26 protein-coding genes are annotated in these 17,436 nt (G+C 30.6%); 2 read left to right on the forward strand and 24 right to left on the reverse strand.

What is annotated here, in order from left to right; translation table 11 throughout:
- Window position 1: 1 nt before the first annotated feature.
- From bpSLO_RS05090 to bpSLO_RS08135, 18 genes are all read right to left on the reverse strand, one after another.
- Window positions 2-1,339 (reverse strand): DUF759 family protein, encoded by a 1,338-nt coding sequence (locus bpSLO_RS05090; protein ID WP_246989874.1) that lies wholly within the window; start codon window positions 1,337-1,339, stop codon window positions 2-4.
- Window positions 1,336-1,572 carry a DUF1322 family protein gene (locus tag bpSLO_RS05095; protein ID WP_025407617.1) on the reverse strand — a complete coding sequence of 79 codons (237 nt, stop codon included), beginning with the start codon at window positions 1,570-1,572 and terminating at the stop codon, window positions 1,336-1,338. Before bpSLO_RS05095 ends, bpSLO_RS05090 begins: the two co-directional genes overlap by 4 nt.
- A gap of 16 nt (window positions 1,573-1,588) precedes the next feature.
- Window positions 1,589-2,011 carry a DUF1473 family protein gene (locus bpSLO_RS05100; protein WP_025407618.1) on the reverse strand — a complete coding sequence of 141 codons (423 nt, stop codon included), beginning with the start codon at window positions 2,009-2,011 and terminating at the stop codon, window positions 1,589-1,591.
- Window positions 2,012-2,033: 22 nt separating this feature from the next.
- Window positions 2,034-2,453 (reverse strand): DUF1463 family protein, encoded by a 420-nt coding sequence (locus bpSLO_RS05105; protein ID WP_025407619.1) that lies wholly within the window; start codon window positions 2,451-2,453, stop codon window positions 2,034-2,036.
- Between the two features lie 3 nt (window positions 2,454-2,456).
- Window positions 2,457-3,584 (reverse strand): DUF787 family protein, encoded by a 1,128-nt coding sequence (locus bpSLO_RS05110; RefSeq protein WP_025407620.1) that lies wholly within the window; start codon window positions 3,582-3,584, stop codon window positions 2,457-2,459.
- Window positions 3,585-4,133, reverse strand: a complete 549-nt coding sequence (locus bpSLO_RS05115) for a DUF764 family protein (protein WP_051480059.1) — start codon at window positions 4,131-4,133, stop codon at window positions 3,585-3,587.
- Window positions 4,130-4,498 (reverse strand): hypothetical protein, encoded by a 369-nt coding sequence (locus tag bpSLO_RS05120; RefSeq protein WP_025407621.1) that lies wholly within the window; start codon window positions 4,496-4,498, stop codon window positions 4,130-4,132. Before bpSLO_RS05120 ends, bpSLO_RS05115 begins: the two co-directional genes overlap by 4 nt.
- Complete coding sequence (locus tag bpSLO_RS05125) at window positions 4,489-4,866, reverse strand: DUF1506 family protein (protein ID WP_025407622.1); 378 nt, start codon at window positions 4,864-4,866, stop codon at window positions 4,489-4,491. Before bpSLO_RS05125 ends, bpSLO_RS05120 begins: the two co-directional genes overlap by 10 nt.
- Entirely contained in the window at window positions 4,866-5,261 is a 396-nt protein-coding gene (locus bpSLO_RS05130) for a DUF3890 domain-containing protein (RefSeq protein WP_025407623.1), read from the reverse strand. Before bpSLO_RS05130 ends, bpSLO_RS05125 begins: the two co-directional genes overlap by 1 nt.
- A 23-nt stretch (window positions 5,262-5,284) precedes the next feature.
- Complete coding sequence (locus tag bpSLO_RS05135) at window positions 5,285-6,262, reverse strand: hypothetical protein (protein ID WP_246989875.1); 978 nt, start codon at window positions 6,260-6,262, stop codon at window positions 5,285-5,287.
- A 9-nt stretch (window positions 6,263-6,271) separates the two neighbouring features.
- Window positions 6,272-6,835, reverse strand: a complete 564-nt coding sequence (locus tag bpSLO_RS05140; RefSeq protein WP_025407626.1) for a DUF228 domain-containing protein — start codon at window positions 6,833-6,835, stop codon at window positions 6,272-6,274.
- A 34-nt stretch (window positions 6,836-6,869) separates the two neighbouring features.
- Window positions 6,870-7,679, reverse strand: a complete 810-nt coding sequence (locus tag bpSLO_RS05145) for a DUF228 domain-containing protein (RefSeq protein ID WP_246989893.1) — start codon at window positions 7,677-7,679, stop codon at window positions 6,870-6,872.
- Entirely contained in the window at window positions 7,679-8,242 is a 564-nt protein-coding gene (locus bpSLO_RS05150; protein WP_246989833.1) for a DUF228 domain-containing protein, read from the reverse strand. The genes bpSLO_RS05145 and bpSLO_RS05150 overlap by 1 nt, the downstream gene beginning before the upstream one ends.
- Window positions 8,243-8,254: 12 nt before the next feature.
- Window positions 8,255-8,917, reverse strand: coding sequence for a DUF1357 family protein (locus tag bpSLO_RS05155; protein WP_246989835.1), 663 nt, complete (start codon window positions 8,915-8,917; stop codon window positions 8,255-8,257).
- A gap of 1 nt (window position 8,918) precedes the next feature.
- Window positions 8,919-10,136, reverse strand: a complete 1,218-nt coding sequence (locus bpSLO_RS05160; RefSeq protein WP_246989837.1) for an anti-CBASS protein Acb1 family protein — start codon at window positions 10,134-10,136, stop codon at window positions 8,919-8,921.
- Window positions 10,137-10,300: 164 nt separating this feature from the next.
- On the reverse strand, window positions 10,301-10,867 hold the full coding sequence (gene bdr, locus bpSLO_RS05165) for a Bdr family repetitive protein (protein ID WP_246989839.1): 567 nt from the start codon (window positions 10,865-10,867) through the stop codon (window positions 10,301-10,303).
- 41 nt (window positions 10,868-10,908) lie between these two features.
- A complete protein-coding gene (locus bpSLO_RS05170) occupies window positions 10,909-11,469 on the reverse strand; it encodes a hypothetical protein (protein WP_348648862.1) in 561 nt (186 codons plus the stop codon).
- Window positions 11,418-11,591 (reverse strand): DUF603 domain-containing protein, encoded by a 174-nt coding sequence (locus bpSLO_RS08135; RefSeq protein WP_432432493.1) that lies wholly within the window; start codon window positions 11,589-11,591, stop codon window positions 11,418-11,420. Before bpSLO_RS08135 ends, bpSLO_RS05170 begins: the two co-directional genes overlap by 52 nt.
- 166 nt (window positions 11,592-11,757) lie before the next feature.
- Between bpSLO_RS08135 and bpSLO_RS05180 the strand changes: the two genes are divergently transcribed.
- Window positions 11,758-12,183 carry an Mlp family lipoprotein gene (locus bpSLO_RS05180; RefSeq protein ID WP_246989846.1) on the forward strand — a complete coding sequence of 142 codons (426 nt, stop codon included), beginning with the start codon at window positions 11,758-11,760 and terminating at the stop codon, window positions 12,181-12,183.
- A gap of 465 nt (window positions 12,184-12,648) precedes the next feature.
- Window positions 12,649-13,407 (forward strand): tyrosine-type recombinase/integrase, encoded by a 759-nt coding sequence (locus bpSLO_RS05185; protein ID WP_246989879.1) that lies wholly within the window; start codon window positions 12,649-12,651, stop codon window positions 13,405-13,407.
- Window positions 13,408-13,655: 248 nt separating this feature from the next.
- Here bpSLO_RS05185 and bpSLO_RS05190 read toward each other — a convergent pair whose 3' ends face one another.
- The 6 genes from bpSLO_RS05190 to bpSLO_RS05215 are packed head-to-tail and all read right to left on the reverse strand — an operon-like array spanning window position 13,656 to window position 17,245.
- Window positions 13,656-14,474, reverse strand: a complete 819-nt coding sequence (locus bpSLO_RS05190) for a DNA adenine methylase (protein ID WP_246989880.1) — start codon at window positions 14,472-14,474, stop codon at window positions 13,656-13,658.
- Complete coding sequence (locus tag bpSLO_RS05195) at window positions 14,471-14,887, reverse strand: DUF261 family protein (protein WP_246989852.1); 417 nt, start codon at window positions 14,885-14,887, stop codon at window positions 14,471-14,473. Before bpSLO_RS05195 ends, bpSLO_RS05190 begins: the two co-directional genes overlap by 4 nt.
- A gap of 19 nt (window positions 14,888-14,906) precedes the next feature.
- Entirely contained in the window at window positions 14,907-15,248 is a 342-nt protein-coding gene (locus tag bpSLO_RS05200; protein WP_025407651.1) for a hypothetical protein, read from the reverse strand.
- Between the two features lie 39 nt (window positions 15,249-15,287).
- A complete protein-coding gene (locus tag bpSLO_RS05205) occupies window positions 15,288-15,701 on the reverse strand; it encodes a single-stranded DNA-binding protein (RefSeq protein ID WP_241803720.1) in 414 nt (137 codons plus the stop codon).
- The gene (locus tag bpSLO_RS05210) at window positions 15,676-15,870 is read right to left on the reverse strand and encodes a hypothetical protein (RefSeq protein WP_025407653.1); all 195 of its coding nucleotides are present in this window, start codon (window positions 15,868-15,870) and stop codon (window positions 15,676-15,678) included. The genes bpSLO_RS05205 and bpSLO_RS05210 overlap by 26 nt, the downstream gene beginning before the upstream one ends.
- A 25-nt stretch (window positions 15,871-15,895) precedes the next feature.
- On the reverse strand, window positions 15,896-17,245 hold the full coding sequence (locus bpSLO_RS05215) for a DUF244 domain-containing protein (RefSeq protein WP_246989881.1): 1,350 nt from the start codon (window positions 17,243-17,245) through the stop codon (window positions 15,896-15,898).
- Between the last annotated feature and the right edge of the window lie 191 nt (window positions 17,246-17,436).

The following is a 17,436-nucleotide window of genomic DNA, read 5'->3' on the forward strand; positions in this document are numbered from 1 at the left end:
TTTACCTTGGTGTTTTTATACTTGCGTCTGTTTCTAATTTTGCTTCAGTATCAGTACTTAAGAGTGGTGAATGACTTTTATCTGTTGCAGGTTCGCTGCCAAATACCAATCTGTATATTTTACTAGGCAGTATTAATTTTAAAGTTCTCTTGCCAAGTTTTATAAGCCATTCGTTAATGTCACCGAAAAAACTTTTAAACCCGTCTATTAAGGGGTTAATAACATGTGTTTGAAAATTAAACGTTAAAGCCCAATCGAGTATTTTGTTTAAAGAAGTAACTAACGGTTCTAATACCTTGGCAGTAAGTTTTGAACCTGTGTCATTAAGCTTTTCTAAGCTACTTTTAGCCTCTTCTGTCGAGCTTGAGTAAGTAGGAAATTTAAGTGAGTTCCAATCGTTAATTACTTCCTTTAGTTTATGACTTCTGTAATCAAGGGCCTGGCCTGGTGCTAGTATGTCATATTCCATTGCGGCTCGTTCATTATATTTACCAGTAAACTCTTTAAATGAGCTCATAATGTCATAGAGAGGACCGCTTTTACCTTGCAAGAATTCTACTACTGCTGCAATAGCCGAGTTAGTATCATCAACAACCCCAGTAGATTTAAGCTTTGCAGCAAATTCTACTGCCTTTTTAAGATTATTGTCATTGTTTTGACCTAAAAATTCGAGTTCTTTTCTAATTATCCCAGCCAAGTTTAGGAAATCTTCTCTCTCTAAATCCCTTTCAAAACCGGAAAATCCTTTAAGCATGTGACTTAATGATTTCTTCTCACCTGTTGTAAATACTTTTGAAGTAATTGCATGTGTTTTACTTAATTTTGCATTTTCTTCTAAAGATTTCTTAGCATAACTAAATATTCCCGAAGCACCACTACTAACAGCATTTCCAAGAGCAGTCCCAGCAGCGATTTTTAAAATACTAGCGCCTTTAAGAATACTACTTTGAACGGTTTTGTTAAGTGTTGTTGCTTTGTGCCCCCCACGTTTCAAATCTTCATATTCTAGTCGTCTTCGCTCTTTAGTTGACATTAAGGAATGCTTGAATGCTTTTCGCCTAGCGTCTTCAAATGTGTATCCAAGCTTAATGAGTTTTTTAGTCTTAGTAAGTCTAAACTTTTCTACACTTTCCCTTAAACGTTCATATTTTTTTTGTTTGGCTAGTTCACGTTTCTTCTCATATAAATTGTGTTTTAATATATCCCTAGTACTCTTTAGATGTGATCGCTTAGGTTTAATTAAACGTTCTAGTTTGGCTATATCTTGTTCTAAAGATTTGCGAGTTAATGCGTGATCAAGTACACCTTTAAATTTAATTGTAAATTTTGTATCATTCATAATACACCTTTACTAAGGAACATTTCAAATATTTGCTTTTCAAGTTTAAGTTCAGATATTTTGTTAACTTCCATTAAATCTTTATAATTTAGTGTTTTTACGTCATTTAAAGTGCAAACACCCATGATAATTGGAAAGAAATATTTGTTTTGTTTTATCTCTTCAAGTAGCTTAAAATATTCAAGCTTAGTTTCATGTAATACTTGTATATATTCATTACTACTGCTTTTCATAAGTTTTAAATACCTTCTATATTTTGATATTTTGTATTATCTCTTCATAATTCCAACTATCATCAATGTAATCAAATTGTATAAAGCCACTAGTATTATTTAGATAATGACTTAAGTAAACTAAATTTGGTCTCTTAAAGTCAGGATCTGATTTGAATGTATCAAACTGAATTGAGTAAAGTATGGCTTGAAGATATTCTTTATAGTAAGTAATGTACTCTCTATTTTCATTTAAAATAAAGTAAAATTCATCTAAAAAGCCAGGTTTAATCATTAAATTGGTAATTTCGCTTAAATATTTAATTTCATTTAGTTTATGTATGCCTTCACTTTGTGAAAATCCTAATATAGAGTCCCACTTGTAGACAGGAAGTACTCTTACTTCAAATGTATGTGTTTTGTCTTTAGTTAAAATATTCATTTTGTAACGTGTAATCACAAATCCTCCTTAATTATTAAATTTAATTATCAACTGTGCATCCAACTGCTCTTATCTCAAAAGTAACCTTTTCAGCCTCAGCAGAGTAGCTTCTTGAAGGTTCTTCTGCAAAAAATGCAGAGTTAGATATGATTTTGATGTCTTCCAAGTCATTGAATACTAAATCTAACATTCTTTCATTTTTACTTTTGGACATGTTATAGAATTGGTCTTTTGAAAGCTTTGTTAGCAGTTTGTAATCATAAGTTCCAATTGAAACCTCAATATTGAATATAAAAACAATGGTTCTAGGGTCTCTAAAGCTAACTATGGGAAACCCTCTATCTTCACTGCTAGCTACCGCTCTTGTTGTAGGTTCACTTGTAAGTTCTAACTTACCGCTTTGAATCTCATGCCCGCCAATTGAAAAAACTATGTTTCTTAAATCATAACATTGTGTCATTGTTTAAGTCTCCTTTAAGCTATTTAGATAATTTTGTATATCTTGTGCTGTAATGTTTAAAAGAACGGCGTTCATAGAGTGGTTATAAGTAATCTCTACGGATAATAAAAGCTTTAGCTGAGGTGTTGATGATACTTGAATCTTAAGCTTAGAGTACGCAACAATTAGACCTCCATCAATGAAACGTTTAAGCATACATTCAATAGCTGCACTGTAAGCATTATCTCGCTCTCCTGAGAGTTGCAGTTTTGATAATTTACTATTTTGTCTACCATTAAAATTCCATACTCTAATAAGCTCTGATGTAAATTCATATTTGATATAATGGTAAGTGAAGAGTTCATCAATAGGAGTGCCTGAAAGAGTTACTCCTTCTTTGAAAGCTTTAACACCATCAAGACCAGTTTCATTAAGAAGTGAGTAGAAGTTAATATTTGCCCCTCTAAGTTTAGAAATTGTATCATCATCAGTAATAGGCTCCATGCCGCTAAGTTTGAGTCCATAAGGATTAGCAGCTTGAAATATACTAGCTTCATGTAAGTATTTAGATATAAACCGCAAATGAAGGTTCTCATCACCTTTAGAGTGGATAACAATAATTTTTTCTTTAGAGTTACTACCATTTTTAAATAGTTCTTTGATTTCAGATTCTTTAGTTGCAAATACGAAAAAGTGCTTATCGTCTTTAAAATGTGTATAATCATCCTTGTAAATAGTAAGTCCATCACCACCATCACTGTTACTTGCATAGGTGTTTATAAGTACAATAAATGTATATCTATTATCTCTAAGCTCTGTCTTAATTGCCTTTGCTTCAGTGCCTTCTTTATATATAAGTAGTTTAACTGATTTAAGTCCAGCATCACCTGAAGAAAAGAATGCTTGTATTGCGCTCTTTAAGTACTCCTTTTCCTTACCAAATTCATCCTCTCCATTACTACCTTCTTTCTCAAGTGCATCAATCTGTCTCTCAAAGTTATTTATATTTAAGTTTAATATTTTTACCTTGGGTGTTGTGGTGTTAACTTTAATTTTGGCACATTTGTAAACAAGTAAAGGCGCGTAGTAATTTACATAATTTATATCTAATCTAGAATGTGCCAAATTCACACTAATTGTATCTTGCGGCATTCACTTCTCCTCCCTAATTAGTTGTTCTATTACTTGTACATTAGCTTTAAAAGCTTGACTGCAACAATATGCAGCGTTGCTATAATTAGAATCAATTTTAACAAGTCCACTGTTTTGCATATTTGTTGTAGGGTAAATATATAAGTTGACCCTAATTGAGTATTTATCATCTTCTTCTTGTTCTAGTGTTAACTTACAAGTATTCTCGTAAATAAAATCGCTAAGTAGACTATAAATTTGAAACATGGTGTAATAAGCATCCTTGTCTTTAGAGTTTATAACCTGACTTAAAATGAATATTTGAAAATGCAAACTAAACTCATTTACATTTTTGTAAAATGCACCAGCTCTTGAGCCTAACGTTAGATCGTCCATATTTTCAAATTTAATTGCAATAATGTTTTCACATTGAATAGTGTATTTAGACATGTATGGATGATTGTATGTATTAATTAAATCTAACTTTATCTCTAATTTAGAGATACGTTCTTTAAAAATTTTAAAATAAGAGATTAAGCTTTTGTGTATGTTCTGTGTACTTAATATCACTCATTTATCCTATAGCTAATAGAATTTATCATCTCCCCAGTATCAACCAGAGCAACTTCTGGATGAGGAGAACCTTTATCTCTCTTAGAAGCAATTGTCTTACTAGAGAGTGATGGTTTTACCTTACCGGATATGACATAATTTGTGTAATAAGTAATAAATGCTTCTGCTATAGCTTGCATTCCTTTCTTTGGACTTTGAAGAAAACATGCCTTTATATAAGGTGTATTTATATACTCTCTAAATTTATAATTATCAGCAACAGCATAAAGATGTGACCTTAAAGGCAATTTGCTACTACCCATCTCATGAAGACTTGCAATTTTAGCATTTCGTTTATCAAACCAACCAATCTCTACTTCCATTCTACTTCCTTCAAAATCATAGTAAGATAGCCAACACTAGAGTCGATACTTAGAATTTCATAAAATGTACTTTCATCTGAAATTCTATCTTTAAGTTCAAAATCCAAATTGGACGTAGTATAAAGTTTGTGAAGTGATTTTATATCATAAAGATTAATTTCAGGAACGCTTGCAAGCGTGTCAGCTTTTATACTAAAGAGTACTCCCTTAAACTCACTTGAGTTATTCTTATTGAAAGTTATATCATGCGAGGCTAAATTCTCCAGGTAAGCATAGGTTCCTTTATAAAGTTTTAAAGTCTCTTCATTCTTAAAATAAGAGATTACTCTTGATGCTAACTTTGAAAGTCTATCTCTAATGCTACTCATCACCTTATAAATCCTAAACAACAAGAGGGTATGTTTGTTTGGCTTTTTAGAGAACTAAGTAAAGATTCAAACTGTCTACAAAAACTTAAAGTAGTATTAGTCTCATTACTAGCAGGGTGATATGAAATTTCAAGTTCATTTAGCTTTTCATTTTTGATCCTCTCAAGACCAAATTCACGTATCATCCCTGCTTGACTTAGCCTGCAGCCTATATAGTAACAAAGCAATAGTATCAGATGGGAGGAGCTAATCACACGAGCATTAATTCCTTTAGTTATTATTATCATTTCAAGTAGTTCTGTGTAAGTTTCAAACTGTGTAAATGATAATATTTCTTCATTTAAGTTAAGTAAACTTAAGACTTTACTATGAAGTGTTTGAAGCTCTCCTGACATATCTACTCCTCTCCTACTAATAATTAACTTTGCTTAATATCAACTCTCAAAATAGTATTGTCTGTTGCTAAGAGCCCACCAAGTACAAAATCAAGGTATGAATGTGCAATATCAGTTGAGTCCTTATCAATTTGTCTATTTAGAATTGGTAACGTATATCTACTTAGTTTTAACTTTAGTAATTTTGGACTCATTGGATAAATGAGTATCTGGTTTTTTAGTAAATGACTTGTCTGTATATATACTTCTCTTCTATTATTAACAGCCTTTATGGTCTTAATAAGGAAATCTTCCCATGAAACAGTTGAAGAATAAACATTAGATGATGAGGACGTACTTGGTATTGCATATGGTTCAACAAGTTTCAAACTTGTTAATGGGTCAACTAATACCACCATAGGTGTTGAGAATTCTTTTCCTAGCTCTAATTTTGCAAGTCCTGACTTTATTTTTTCAAAGATCTTATCCATTTTATCTTTATTAGAAGCCTCAACTTCTTCTTTAACTTGATTTGGCATATTAAGTAGCCCGTACATATTAGGAAGTAATACTTGTTGACTCCTACCATCTTTTTTTACTGTGACAGTACCGGTTAAAATAAAATGATCGATAATCTTGATAATCTCATCACTTGTAAGCTTAAATGCTTCTCTAAAGGGAAGCAAACTGTTATTTGGATTTCCAATATATCCGTTATGGGTATAAAAGTTCTCTTCATATTGATTTATATGTCTAAACTTATACTGTAACTTTAGGTAATTAAGCATTATAGTTTCTGAACGAAATCCCATAGTTGAGATAACATTAACTTCATCTATTAATGCTGTAGGATTTTTATTTGCAAACGCATCCCATTTGATACTTTTCACAAAACCAGTTTTAAGATTGATGTATTCAAACTGTTCATCTGCTAACCATTTGTAAAATTCTGGTGTACTTACATCATTAATAACACTTGCAATTTCTTTTGAATAATATTCCAAATCAAATAAATCTGACATAAAATCTCCTTAATTTAAAGCCTTATTTCCATAAGTTACTACACTTACTATGTAAACGTCACTTGACAACTGAATCGAATCTGATGTAGCTATAGCATTGACATTGGTAGATCCACTAGCCTTTTCAAGCTCACCATTTGAATTAAATTTAAGCTTATCTTTTTCCTTAATAGAATTATCTTTAGCAACAAGATACCCTTCAAAATATTCTGTAATTGGTACTACTGTTGCCCTTTGTGTAAAATCATCTATGTTAACACATATACCGTATAAATCATCACCACCCCCAGGTTCAACATGTGGTTCATAGTGTGGCTGGCCTTGGGTAAAAGGATTTACAACAAGTTTTACACCTCGTTTATATGGATAACCTTTAGTTGGATGATTCTCTAATCTAGTCTTGCTGCTTGTTGCAGTTCCACCAGAATTACTAAAATGCAAATTCTTATCTCTAAAATCAGTATTGTTACTAAAAGTAGCTGAATAATTGCTAGGATTCTTCATAAGTCCTTTCAACTTATCTCTTTTAGTTTCATAGTCCTTGACTAATTGTGTGATATTATTAGATGACAATATTTAACCTCCTATTTTGATAATTAAAAATTCTTTAAGATCTATTACCATACACCGTTACTTCAACAAAATGTAATTTGTATTGTCCCTTACGGGTAGCATCATCTGGTGCTAAATCAATGGTAAATGCGTCATCAAGTGCTACGATATTCATCATTCTTTTGCCACCACTTCCTGCTTTTATAAGCATTCCGTTTGAATCAAAATCTAATTTATCTGCTATCTTTATACTTGCATCACTAGCTGATAAATATCCAGTAAAATTATTAGTTATTGGAATTACAGATGCCGTGTCAGTACTCTCATCAACATCAATGCATATACCATACATATCCTCATCATTAGATGGTATGACATAAACAGTATCACTCTCTACTGAAAGCTTAACAGCACGCTTGAATGGCCATCCTTTATATGGATACTTTCCTATAATGTCAACACTACTAGATATTGAGAGGGCATTAGAATCAATAATTTTCATCTTATCTTGAAATCCATTCTCAAAACCACTAAATAAAGCCCTATCTTCATGTTGATTCTTAGTGTATTGTCTAAGCTTTAGGATTGCATCTCTGTATTGAGTCTCAAGTGACGCTACTTGTGCAGGTGTATGTCTTTTGCTGCGGCTTTTAGGCTGACTACTTATTCTCAATGATTCTACATCCTCTAGAGTATCTAGAGTATTTAATGTTTCTACATCTAGTGTTTTTAAAAATTCTATTTGCTCTGAATTTGCCATTTGACTCTCTAATTCATAATCTGAATGCAAAGTATCACTGTCTTGAACTTCTTTATTACCTTTAATACCGCTAGAAGTAGTTATTTTTTCACTTACAGAACTCATTAACTACCCTTCAATGCCCTATTTCCAAATACACTAACATTTATTATGTAGAGACTATCATTTAATTTGTATGCTTTTGATAAAGCTATTGCATTCACTTTAGTGTTATTTGAAGTACTAGCCTTTTCAAGTTCACCATTTGTATTGAAGGACAATTTATCTCCAGCATTAATTGAAGATTGACTATCCTTTTTTACTACTAAGTACCCTTCAAAATATTCCGTAATTGGTACTACTGTTGCCCTTTGTGTAAAATCATCTATATTAATGCATATACCAAAAAGGTCATCACCACCCCCAGCTTCAACACGAGGTTCAAAGTCACCTTCAAAAGATAACTTTACTCCTCTCTTGTATGGATATCCCTTAATTGGATAGTTAACAATTACAGTATCTGAACTTGTACTAGTTCCACCAGAATTACTAAAATGTAAATTCTTATCTCTAAAATCAGTATTGTTACTAAAAGTAGCTAAGTCACTACTAGGATTCTTCATTAATGCTTTGATTTCTTTAAGTTTATCTTCATATTCTTTTTTAAGTTGCGTGATATTATTAGACACACTAACCTCCCCTTAAGCACTGCGTTTGTTTATTCTTTCGGAAGTCTGTTTTTGTTTATTTATATGAAACTGTATCATACCTTCTGTAATCTCACTTCGATTAATTGGTCTGAAATTTGGATCTGAGATTGATATTGTCTCTCTAAATTTAACACTCCCATTTTTAGAAGAAACATCACTCATACTCACATTACGCTTTCTATGTTTTATATTCACCTTTGCCAAATCTAAAAGCTGTTCCAATATCTTTCCTTCAAGATGTTCTGTTGATTCAACCTTAGCTATAGCTTTTATCTCTTCAGGTAATACATATTTTCGAACAAGCTCTCGGCTTTGGGCTAAGAGTATCTCATCAAGTGAATATCCTTTAGAGAGTAATGCCTCTTTATTAAAGTGATTACTTAAGTATTTACTTGCAAGTGTATCAATCTCATTGATACGTGTTGCTTCCTTTAAGAGTTTATCTTGTAATAATGCACGCTCCTGAACCTCAGCAAGTTCTTTTGATACACGCTCATTAATACTTAAAGCCTTATTATCAGATTCTTTTGTTGCTTTATACGCTTTATATTCTTCATATTCAGCAGCACTTATACTCACCATAACCGGTGTTTTACTTACTGATTCTGTATCAGTAGCGGTCTTTACAGAGTCATTTGTCTTCTCTACTTCCATATTAATCTCCTTTTATTTTTATAAATAATCTGTCTTGTAAATTTGCCTTATCAACTGTACTTAAGGCAGGATGTAGCATTAAAGCTACATACTTGTCATACATTTCAAGTAATCTCATATCTCTCTCTATTTTTTCTTCTTCACTTAGCACATACAGTGAATTAAAATGCATCTTAAGATTGAAATACTTAACAAGTTTACTATTAATAGTAACTTCAATTTGTTCTTGAACACTTTTTAAAAAGTCATAATAATTAGACCTATCCCCTTTCCCATCATTTCCAAGCCCCTTGGTTTGCTCATTAAAACTTCTAGTTAATGGCTCTTTTGTGTCAGCACCTATCTTTGCCTTTACTAAGGTTAATGCTTCCTTTAAATAGGTTAAATCATACTTAATAACCTCCAGTGAAGCATCTGGTGTTCCACTGTAAAAAATACCATTATTATTTAAGTTAGATTTAAGCCGTGTAAGCTCTCGCTCTAAATCGCTATTTACACTCTTAAATGTGCTTATATGATTTTGATTTTCATCTACATTGCTTTTAAACAGGTTAGAAAATATACTTGGCTTATAATTAACGCCCTTAGTTAAAAGCTCTAATGAAGTCGTAACATCACTCAGTGCATCTTGTAATGCTACTAATGATTCATCCTTGTAAAATAAAAAGTTATGTTGCTCTATTCTCCTCTCTATTTCTTTATATATTTGTTCAAAAAGATATATATTAAGCAAAAAGCTTTGCGTATAACATGGACTGTAGGCTTTAAGTATATAATCATAATTAGAGTGTATGATTACCCTACTCTTATGAATCTTCAACTCTCTATAAGATATCTTCTCATCTGTATTTATTTTGAAAGTGTATGTTATATAATTAAAGTCAGGCCCCTCATCACGAACATTGTTATAGTCAAGATACATAAACCCAATAGGAAGTTCTAGGTTCACGCTTAAGTGTAAATCTTCCAGCACGTCAGCAGTTTTAACTAAAATGTATCCAACACCATTAAAACGGTAACTAATTAAACACTGCAATAACGCTTCTTTCAACTCTATTTTTAAGGTTTCTAAAGCATCATTAACATTAAAAGCAGTATCAATACTATTTAAGGTAATTCCATTCTTAAGAGTGTCCTCTGCTACATTTGAAATGTAGTTTCTAAAAAATATTGAGTAACGGTATAAGTCTCTTGCGTTTATATTGCTATTTGAAATCATGATATCTTTAACTTTTAACCATAAATATATGGAGAAAATATAACGCAACAATTGACAAAAACTAATTGTTTCTAACAAAATTTAAATAATTTTTGTAAAAAAATGACTAAAAAAAATAATTGACAGAAAGTCAATTAAATAAGGGGGGCTTTAGATAAATAAATTTACTTTACTAATAATGACATTAATGCTAAAAATATTCCTATATTAAGAGTAATAAGAGTACCAAACATCCAACCATGAAGTCTTAATGTACTCTTAAGTTCAGATGCAGTTTTATCAAGTTTACTATCAAGCTCCATTTTGTTAACATCAATCTTAGTATCAAGTTCATTAAATTTGGTATCAATTTTAGTGTTAAGATTATTTTCAACTGTATCTATTTTGTTATCAAGTTCATTAAATTTGTTATCAATCTTGTTATCAAGTTCAATTTTGACAGATTTAATCTCAGATTGTAAAAGAGCTTCGACTTTTTCAAGTTTAAGGTTAAAGTTATTCTCAACAGTATCTATTTTGGTATTAAGTTCATCCTTAACACTACTAATCCCATCTTCTAAATGTTTCAACTTTATATCAAAGTTTTCTTTTAAGAATTCAATATCTTTGTAAGTCAGTTCATTTTTATAATATCTGTAAGACAGATCAATAGCGATATCTCTCTTAATACCGGCTTTAGTAAGTTCAGCTATAACCATTTGTTGAGTAATAACAGGTTGAGCAAGTCCCATAAAAACACTCCTTATGTAATTATTATATAATATTTTAAGTGTTATAGGAACCTTATTTTAGTAAAATGTGCTTTAAGAGAACGAGCACCCAAAGTCAATAACATATATGATGCTGACAGGCTATCTAATGAATCATCATCACTCTTACCATCTCCTTTATACTTATAAATATCAGATATAGCTGACTTACTTGAATAATCCATAATACTAAGTTTAGATGTTGCAAATGGCTCTATTAACGTAGCAATTCTAGTAAATTTATTACTTATAGGTTTAATTGGAGCAATTTTAAAATTATGACTCATACCCGCTCTAAGTTTAAGAAACGTTTTAGTCACATTCCCATGCCCAGAAATATCATCCCTATCTTCAACATATAGTTTGTGTACATTAAGATTTGTAAGTATAGTTTTAATTGTATTTAACATCTTAGGATCACCTACTGGTAACTTTTCTTGAAATATAAACGCATAATAACTTTGATCTACTCGCTCTAGAACACAAATAGCTGTATTATCTCCTCCAATACTGTATGCAGGATCTAAATATGCTATTGGGGAGATAAATTCATGCTTACTTGTAAGATTAACATTAGTAAATATCGCATCACAGGACCTACATTAACACGACTAACTCCAAGCTCTTTTGCAATACTAGCGTCATTAAGTTTTCCTTCTCTAAAATACACAACATAATCATCTAATGATTTCTTTACCCTACTCATACCTTTTAATATAAGTTAACTAATAGGTTAACAAAAATATATTTAACATAAAATTTATAACAAAACAATAAATTTTACAAAAACAATTAATACTTATAACTACATGCACATTCAAGATGTGTAAATAGAGATATATTTTTAAATCAAAAAAGATAAGGGGATTTATATGAATAAAATTAATTTTATTTTGGTATTGGCACTACTAATTAGTAGTTGTGAATATGAGCATAGAAATGCTACACCTAAGAGTAGAGTTAAAAGAAATTTAGAAGAACAAGAAGAAGTACAAAAAACACCTGAAGAAGTGTTAAGAGAAAAATTAAATGAAACTCAAAAAACAAATCTAGATTTTTTAAAACAAGCTTTGGGTAATGATGATCTTTTTAACAAATTTTTAAATCATGATGAATCTAAAATAAAGGAAGCCCTTGAACATATAAATACTGAACTTGAAAAATGTAATGGAAATGATGGGGGTAAAAGCACTTTTAAAACCGTTGTACAAGGATATTTTAGTAAAATGGATGAAAGTACGCTCAATGGTTTTAAAGAAGGAGCAACAAGCACTTGTCAAGTAGGAGCAGGTGGTTAAAGAACCTCTCATAATCAAAAAGTTAAGAAATAATATTTAAGAAAGAGAGATTTAAGAGAAAAAGGCAACAAATATCCTAGATAAAAAAGCATGAAAAAGAATAAATTAAACTCGTTATAAAAATGGTAAGAGTAACTATAAAAGTAAACCTTTGGTTAACAGAAAGAGTAAAGTTAAATTTTCAAGAACAATATGTCTCATTGCAAAATGGAAAGCCACTAAATAGACAAATAAAGTCTACGGAGAGTAAAATTTGAAGTATTTGTTAAGGTTAGGTTAAAGTATTCTAGATATATTAACCAAACATACAAAAAAATACCCTATCTATTTACATAAACAACCTTAGGTAAGATATTTTCTATGCAATGGAGACCTTTAAAAATTGACTCTACATGTAAGTATTTGCTAATATTTTTATAACTAATTTTATCTATTTTTAAACTATTTAGTTAACTTTGAAATTACATGAAAGGGAAACATTTAATTAACTGCAATCTTAACTTAAAAATTAAAGAATTAGAAATGCAAAATGAGCACTTAAGAGAAGAATTATCTCTACTTAAAAGCTCACTTAAAACTAGAAATACTAAAAAATTAAACACTCCTGTAAGATTTTATCTAAATGACAAGACAACTAGACTAGTAAAACGCTCTATAGAGAGACTTAAAGAACAAGATCCAATCTCAGGATGGTTTGTACACTTACTCTCAATTACTGGTTGTAGGGGTGTTGAGATACAAAATGTAAAACTTACTGATATATATAAAGAGACAAGCAGTAATGGTGAAGTATTCTATTCTATTCGTGTTAATGTAGCTAAAAAACGCAGCAATATCTGTATAAGAGAAGTAGTTATTAGTAAGTTTGAATTTGATTCTATTATGAGGGCACATCAAGAATATTTTGGCTCTAGAGACAAAGACAGTAGACGTACTTATCTATTTCAAAAAAGTAAACTTAAATTTCGTGACAATAAAGTTAGCATAATCAAGATTTCAAAACAATTTAAGGAATTACTTATTAAGGGAGGATTTAAACATCGCAAATCTCTACATATACTCCGTAATATATTTATAGCATCACTAAAGTCTAAAGGATATAATTCATTTGAAATTAAAGAGCTTATGAAATACTCATCTACTTCTGAGATTGATAATGTTTATGGACTCTCAAGTGCAAGTAAAATACAGGCTTACAAAGATATCAAAACTAGCTTGAAATAACCCATATTTTTTGCTAATATTTTTCATACACCTAAGGTACTATTTTCCCACTTCAAAAATTTTACCAACTTCAAAATAAATACCTAAAGATAAAATTAGGTATTTATTTTACATAAAAATTATTTGTTAAGCTTTTGTTTTTGATAATTCTTTGGTTTATAATATATATATTCTTTAAACTAAAATTTCATTATGCAGGGAAAAAAAAGACTCTAAACTTTTCTAGGGTCTTTTTTCCATATACAAATTTACGCCTGCATTTTAAACATTTCCTTTTGAATATAACGAGTATCACGGAAGTCCATCCTTGACTTATTAGTTTTGTATGAAGTAGCTAGTATTTCATGTTTAGTTTTCTTAAAAATACTAGCTATACCAGTTGAGCGTGCTACATAATTTACAAAAAGATTATGCTTTAAGAAAAGCTCAACTACTCTTAAATCATCAAATTCACTTATTGCAAATTGCCAACTATATCTCTTCATCTCTATAATAAGTCTCTCTAGAGAATCTAAATTCCATCCACGATTATCAGCAAGATTTCCACGTGAAATTGAATATGGAGGGTCAAGATATACAAATGTTGAGCTTACCTTATCTCGCCTAGGTAGTGCTGCTAAAAATTTAAAAATATCACGTGACGTAAATATTGCATTATCAAGCATCTCTTTAAATCTAGATTTATAAGTTTGAAGGGTACTTAAAAACAATCTCTTAGCATTACTTCGATTTAACTTCATAGTTACGCCGGATGAAGCATAAAGTGAATACAAACTTCGCAAAACCATGTATTCGATTTTGTCCAGGTTCTCATTAATAATGCTATCATAAATAATTGCATCTCTTACACGCTTGTAGAGCAACTCAGGGTCTTGTCTTAAGATATAAAAAAACTTATATATAAATTTAGAATTATCATTGAGTATATTGTAATGGGCTAATGGCTTTGCAAAAAATACAGCTCCTGTACCAAAAAATCCTTCAATATACTGGGTATGCCTAGGAAAAAGACTTATAATATCAGCACTATAAAGGTATTTACTTCCTTCTCTACTTAGTAGTTTCAATATTTCTTAAATATTCTCCTTGATGTAATTTCATATTCAACACCCCGCTCTTTAAGCATCAGTGAATCATAAAGCACAGATGCCTCATTAGTTGCTATAAAATGATATCCTGGTGTATTTTTAATCTTAACTTCACTTATCTCAAATTCTCCATCTAAACATCTGTAAGCAGGGCCTTCCCACCTCACACTTGTACTAATATCAAACCGTCTAAGCACAGCGCATGGGTTTAGAATATAACAATTACTTCTTATATATCCTAACTTAACAAAGTTATGATAATTCTTATTTATATCAAGAACACTAAACTGCAACTTTTTATACTTTTCTATGTAATAATGAAGAGATAAAAAGTAACATCCCCATTGACGTACTGCTGAAATTAAATTCGGATTATTTTGCGTTATTTTCATCTCTAACCTTCAACCTCCATTAAATCTCTAAGTCTGGCTCCTCAAGAAGACACTCTACACTACTATCATAAAAGTTTAGAATTTGATCTAAAAATATAGAAATACTAAAAAAACTATCTACAAATATACTCCTCTTGTTAATCTTAAGTATCCCATATCTTGAATCGAAGTCAGGACTCTTTTTGCAAATGCTTAAAAACACATCTAAACATAACTTAGCATTCCCAATAGTAAGCCCTTCTCTGCAAAGTCTCTCAAATAGCATCTCTCCTTGTCTGTCTTTCCTACAAAGTAAAACATCTTCAAAATCATATTTAGCTCCCATCATATTTTCTATAAGCTCCCTTTTTGATACTACCACCCCATACCTCCTTAACTTTTAATTTACCTTATATAACTACTAAAAAGGAATATCTTCATAAAACTCATCTTGAGACTGAGAATCATTAGTCTCTTGTTTTTTAACAGATGAGTTTAAGATTTGAATATCATTTACCAAAATACTGTATTTACTCTTCCCCTCACCTGTACGCTTATCTCTCCAATTCTCATAAGCGAGGGATCCACTAAGTACAACTTGAACCCCTCGTTTAAGCAAAACAGCAAGACTCTCAGCTTTAGAGCCAAAAATCACACAGTCAAAAAATTGTGCTTGGCTCTCCCATGAACTACGCCTCCTAACACCTCTATTATTAGCCAGAGTAAATTTTAATATAGGAAGACTATTACTAGTATAATTAAGCTCACAGTCTCTTGTTAAACGACCAGACATACTTAAAGAGTTAATATCAAACACCAGAACTCTCCTCATCATAAATCCTACTTAACATCTCCATACGTCTTAAATCACAATCAAGTCTTCTCATATTTTCTAAAAATTCTTGTCTTGAATAATAATCCTGAATGAGTCTCGCTATACTTCGCATGCAAAACTTACATAAAAATCTTAAAGCCTTATAAGTAATTACCAAAAATAAAACCATAAATATAAACCTCATAAAGGTACCCTTAAACAGCATTTAAAATAGGAGTGGACCAATCATTAACTACATTTGAATTACTACTAAAGGTAAAATCCATAACAGAGCTTAAAAACTTAAATCTATCCTTAATAGCTCTCCTACTCATATCTAAATGGAATAGATTCCCATCAAAGTCATAATTTATATGTTCATTTAAAGAAAATTCTTTAACCAGAGCATCTATTTGAAATTTAAGTTTATCTTTAATAGGTTTTGTTAACCTAGACAACTCTAACGCATAATCCTTTTTAGTTGTCTCTTCTACCTTGTCAATTTCAGATTGCAATGCAATAATCTTTTCAAGATGTCTCTTCAAATTCAAATTTTCGTCTTCATCAATCTCAAGATGACTTGCTTTTAAAAATGTTAAAAATTCAAACTTGAAATCCATATCACACAACTCTTGATACACAAAGCTATTCTTTAAAAAATCTTCAATAATAACACTCAGCTCGTCTAAATCAATATTTTTAATATCAATATCACTATTTGATTTTAAAGATTTGGCAATACGACTTACTTCCTGCTCTAATCTTGAAACCTCAGTCATTACAGCACTAATAAAATTATCATCCCTATTAATTACACAGTTGATAGCCTCATTACCTATGATAATAAATAAATTTCCCCTATCTAAACCTGTACATAAGAGTTGCATTTGTACTTGAACATAATATTTGAAGAAATATTTATTTTCTAAAAAATTACCGGTTCTGTTGTATTCAAAAGCTGCACTTTTTAAGTAAAGATTATCACTAAATTTGATCTCAAGTAACTCTGCTTCTCCTGTGATGCTTACAAACCATCCATCAATTGTTGAACCAACTAATGTCTCACGGCCCTTAAATTTTTTAAAATAATTATATTTGTCAACACCGTTTGCATATTTGTTTTTATGCAACACTTCAATATTGCCTGCGTGCATACGAACAAATTCATCAAATCCTAAAGACTCTAGTATCTTCCCCTTTCTCATGCTTAAATTATCTTCAAATGGAATCTCTCTTCCTATAGCTTTAAGTATCCTATCTCGCATTAATTTTTCTAAAGAATCAGCTCCAATAAACATACTTCCAACTTCACTTGCACCCATATGCTTTAATGCTTCTCTTTGAATACTAAAATCAACCTTACTATTAAACTTAAAACATTCATCTCTTCCAATTTTTGGTAATTTACGTCCTATCTTATTTATTTTACTTAACTGTTTTTGTTTACCTTTAAAATTTTCTTGACTTTGATATGCAAAAGATTCAAATCCTTCAAACATCATCTGCCTGTACAAACTAAATTGTTGCATCCCCACCTCTGATTTTTGTTCATTTATTTTTGTCATATTTATCATATTAACCCCCCTATAATGTATTTATAAATAAAATAATATAGCAAAAAATTGTTTTTGTCAAAACTTTTGATATATTATTTTTGTTAAATTCTAAAAAAATATATTTTTATTATAAATAGGTTTACTTTTTATCCGGTATTGCGTTACTATGATTAACAGTAATACATTATAGGAGTTTAATA

This window comes from Borrelia parkeri, from assembly GCF_023035815.1.
In the GTDB taxonomy this organism is placed as follows: domain Bacteria; phylum Spirochaetota; class Spirochaetia; order Borreliales; family Borreliaceae; genus Borrelia; species Borrelia parkeri.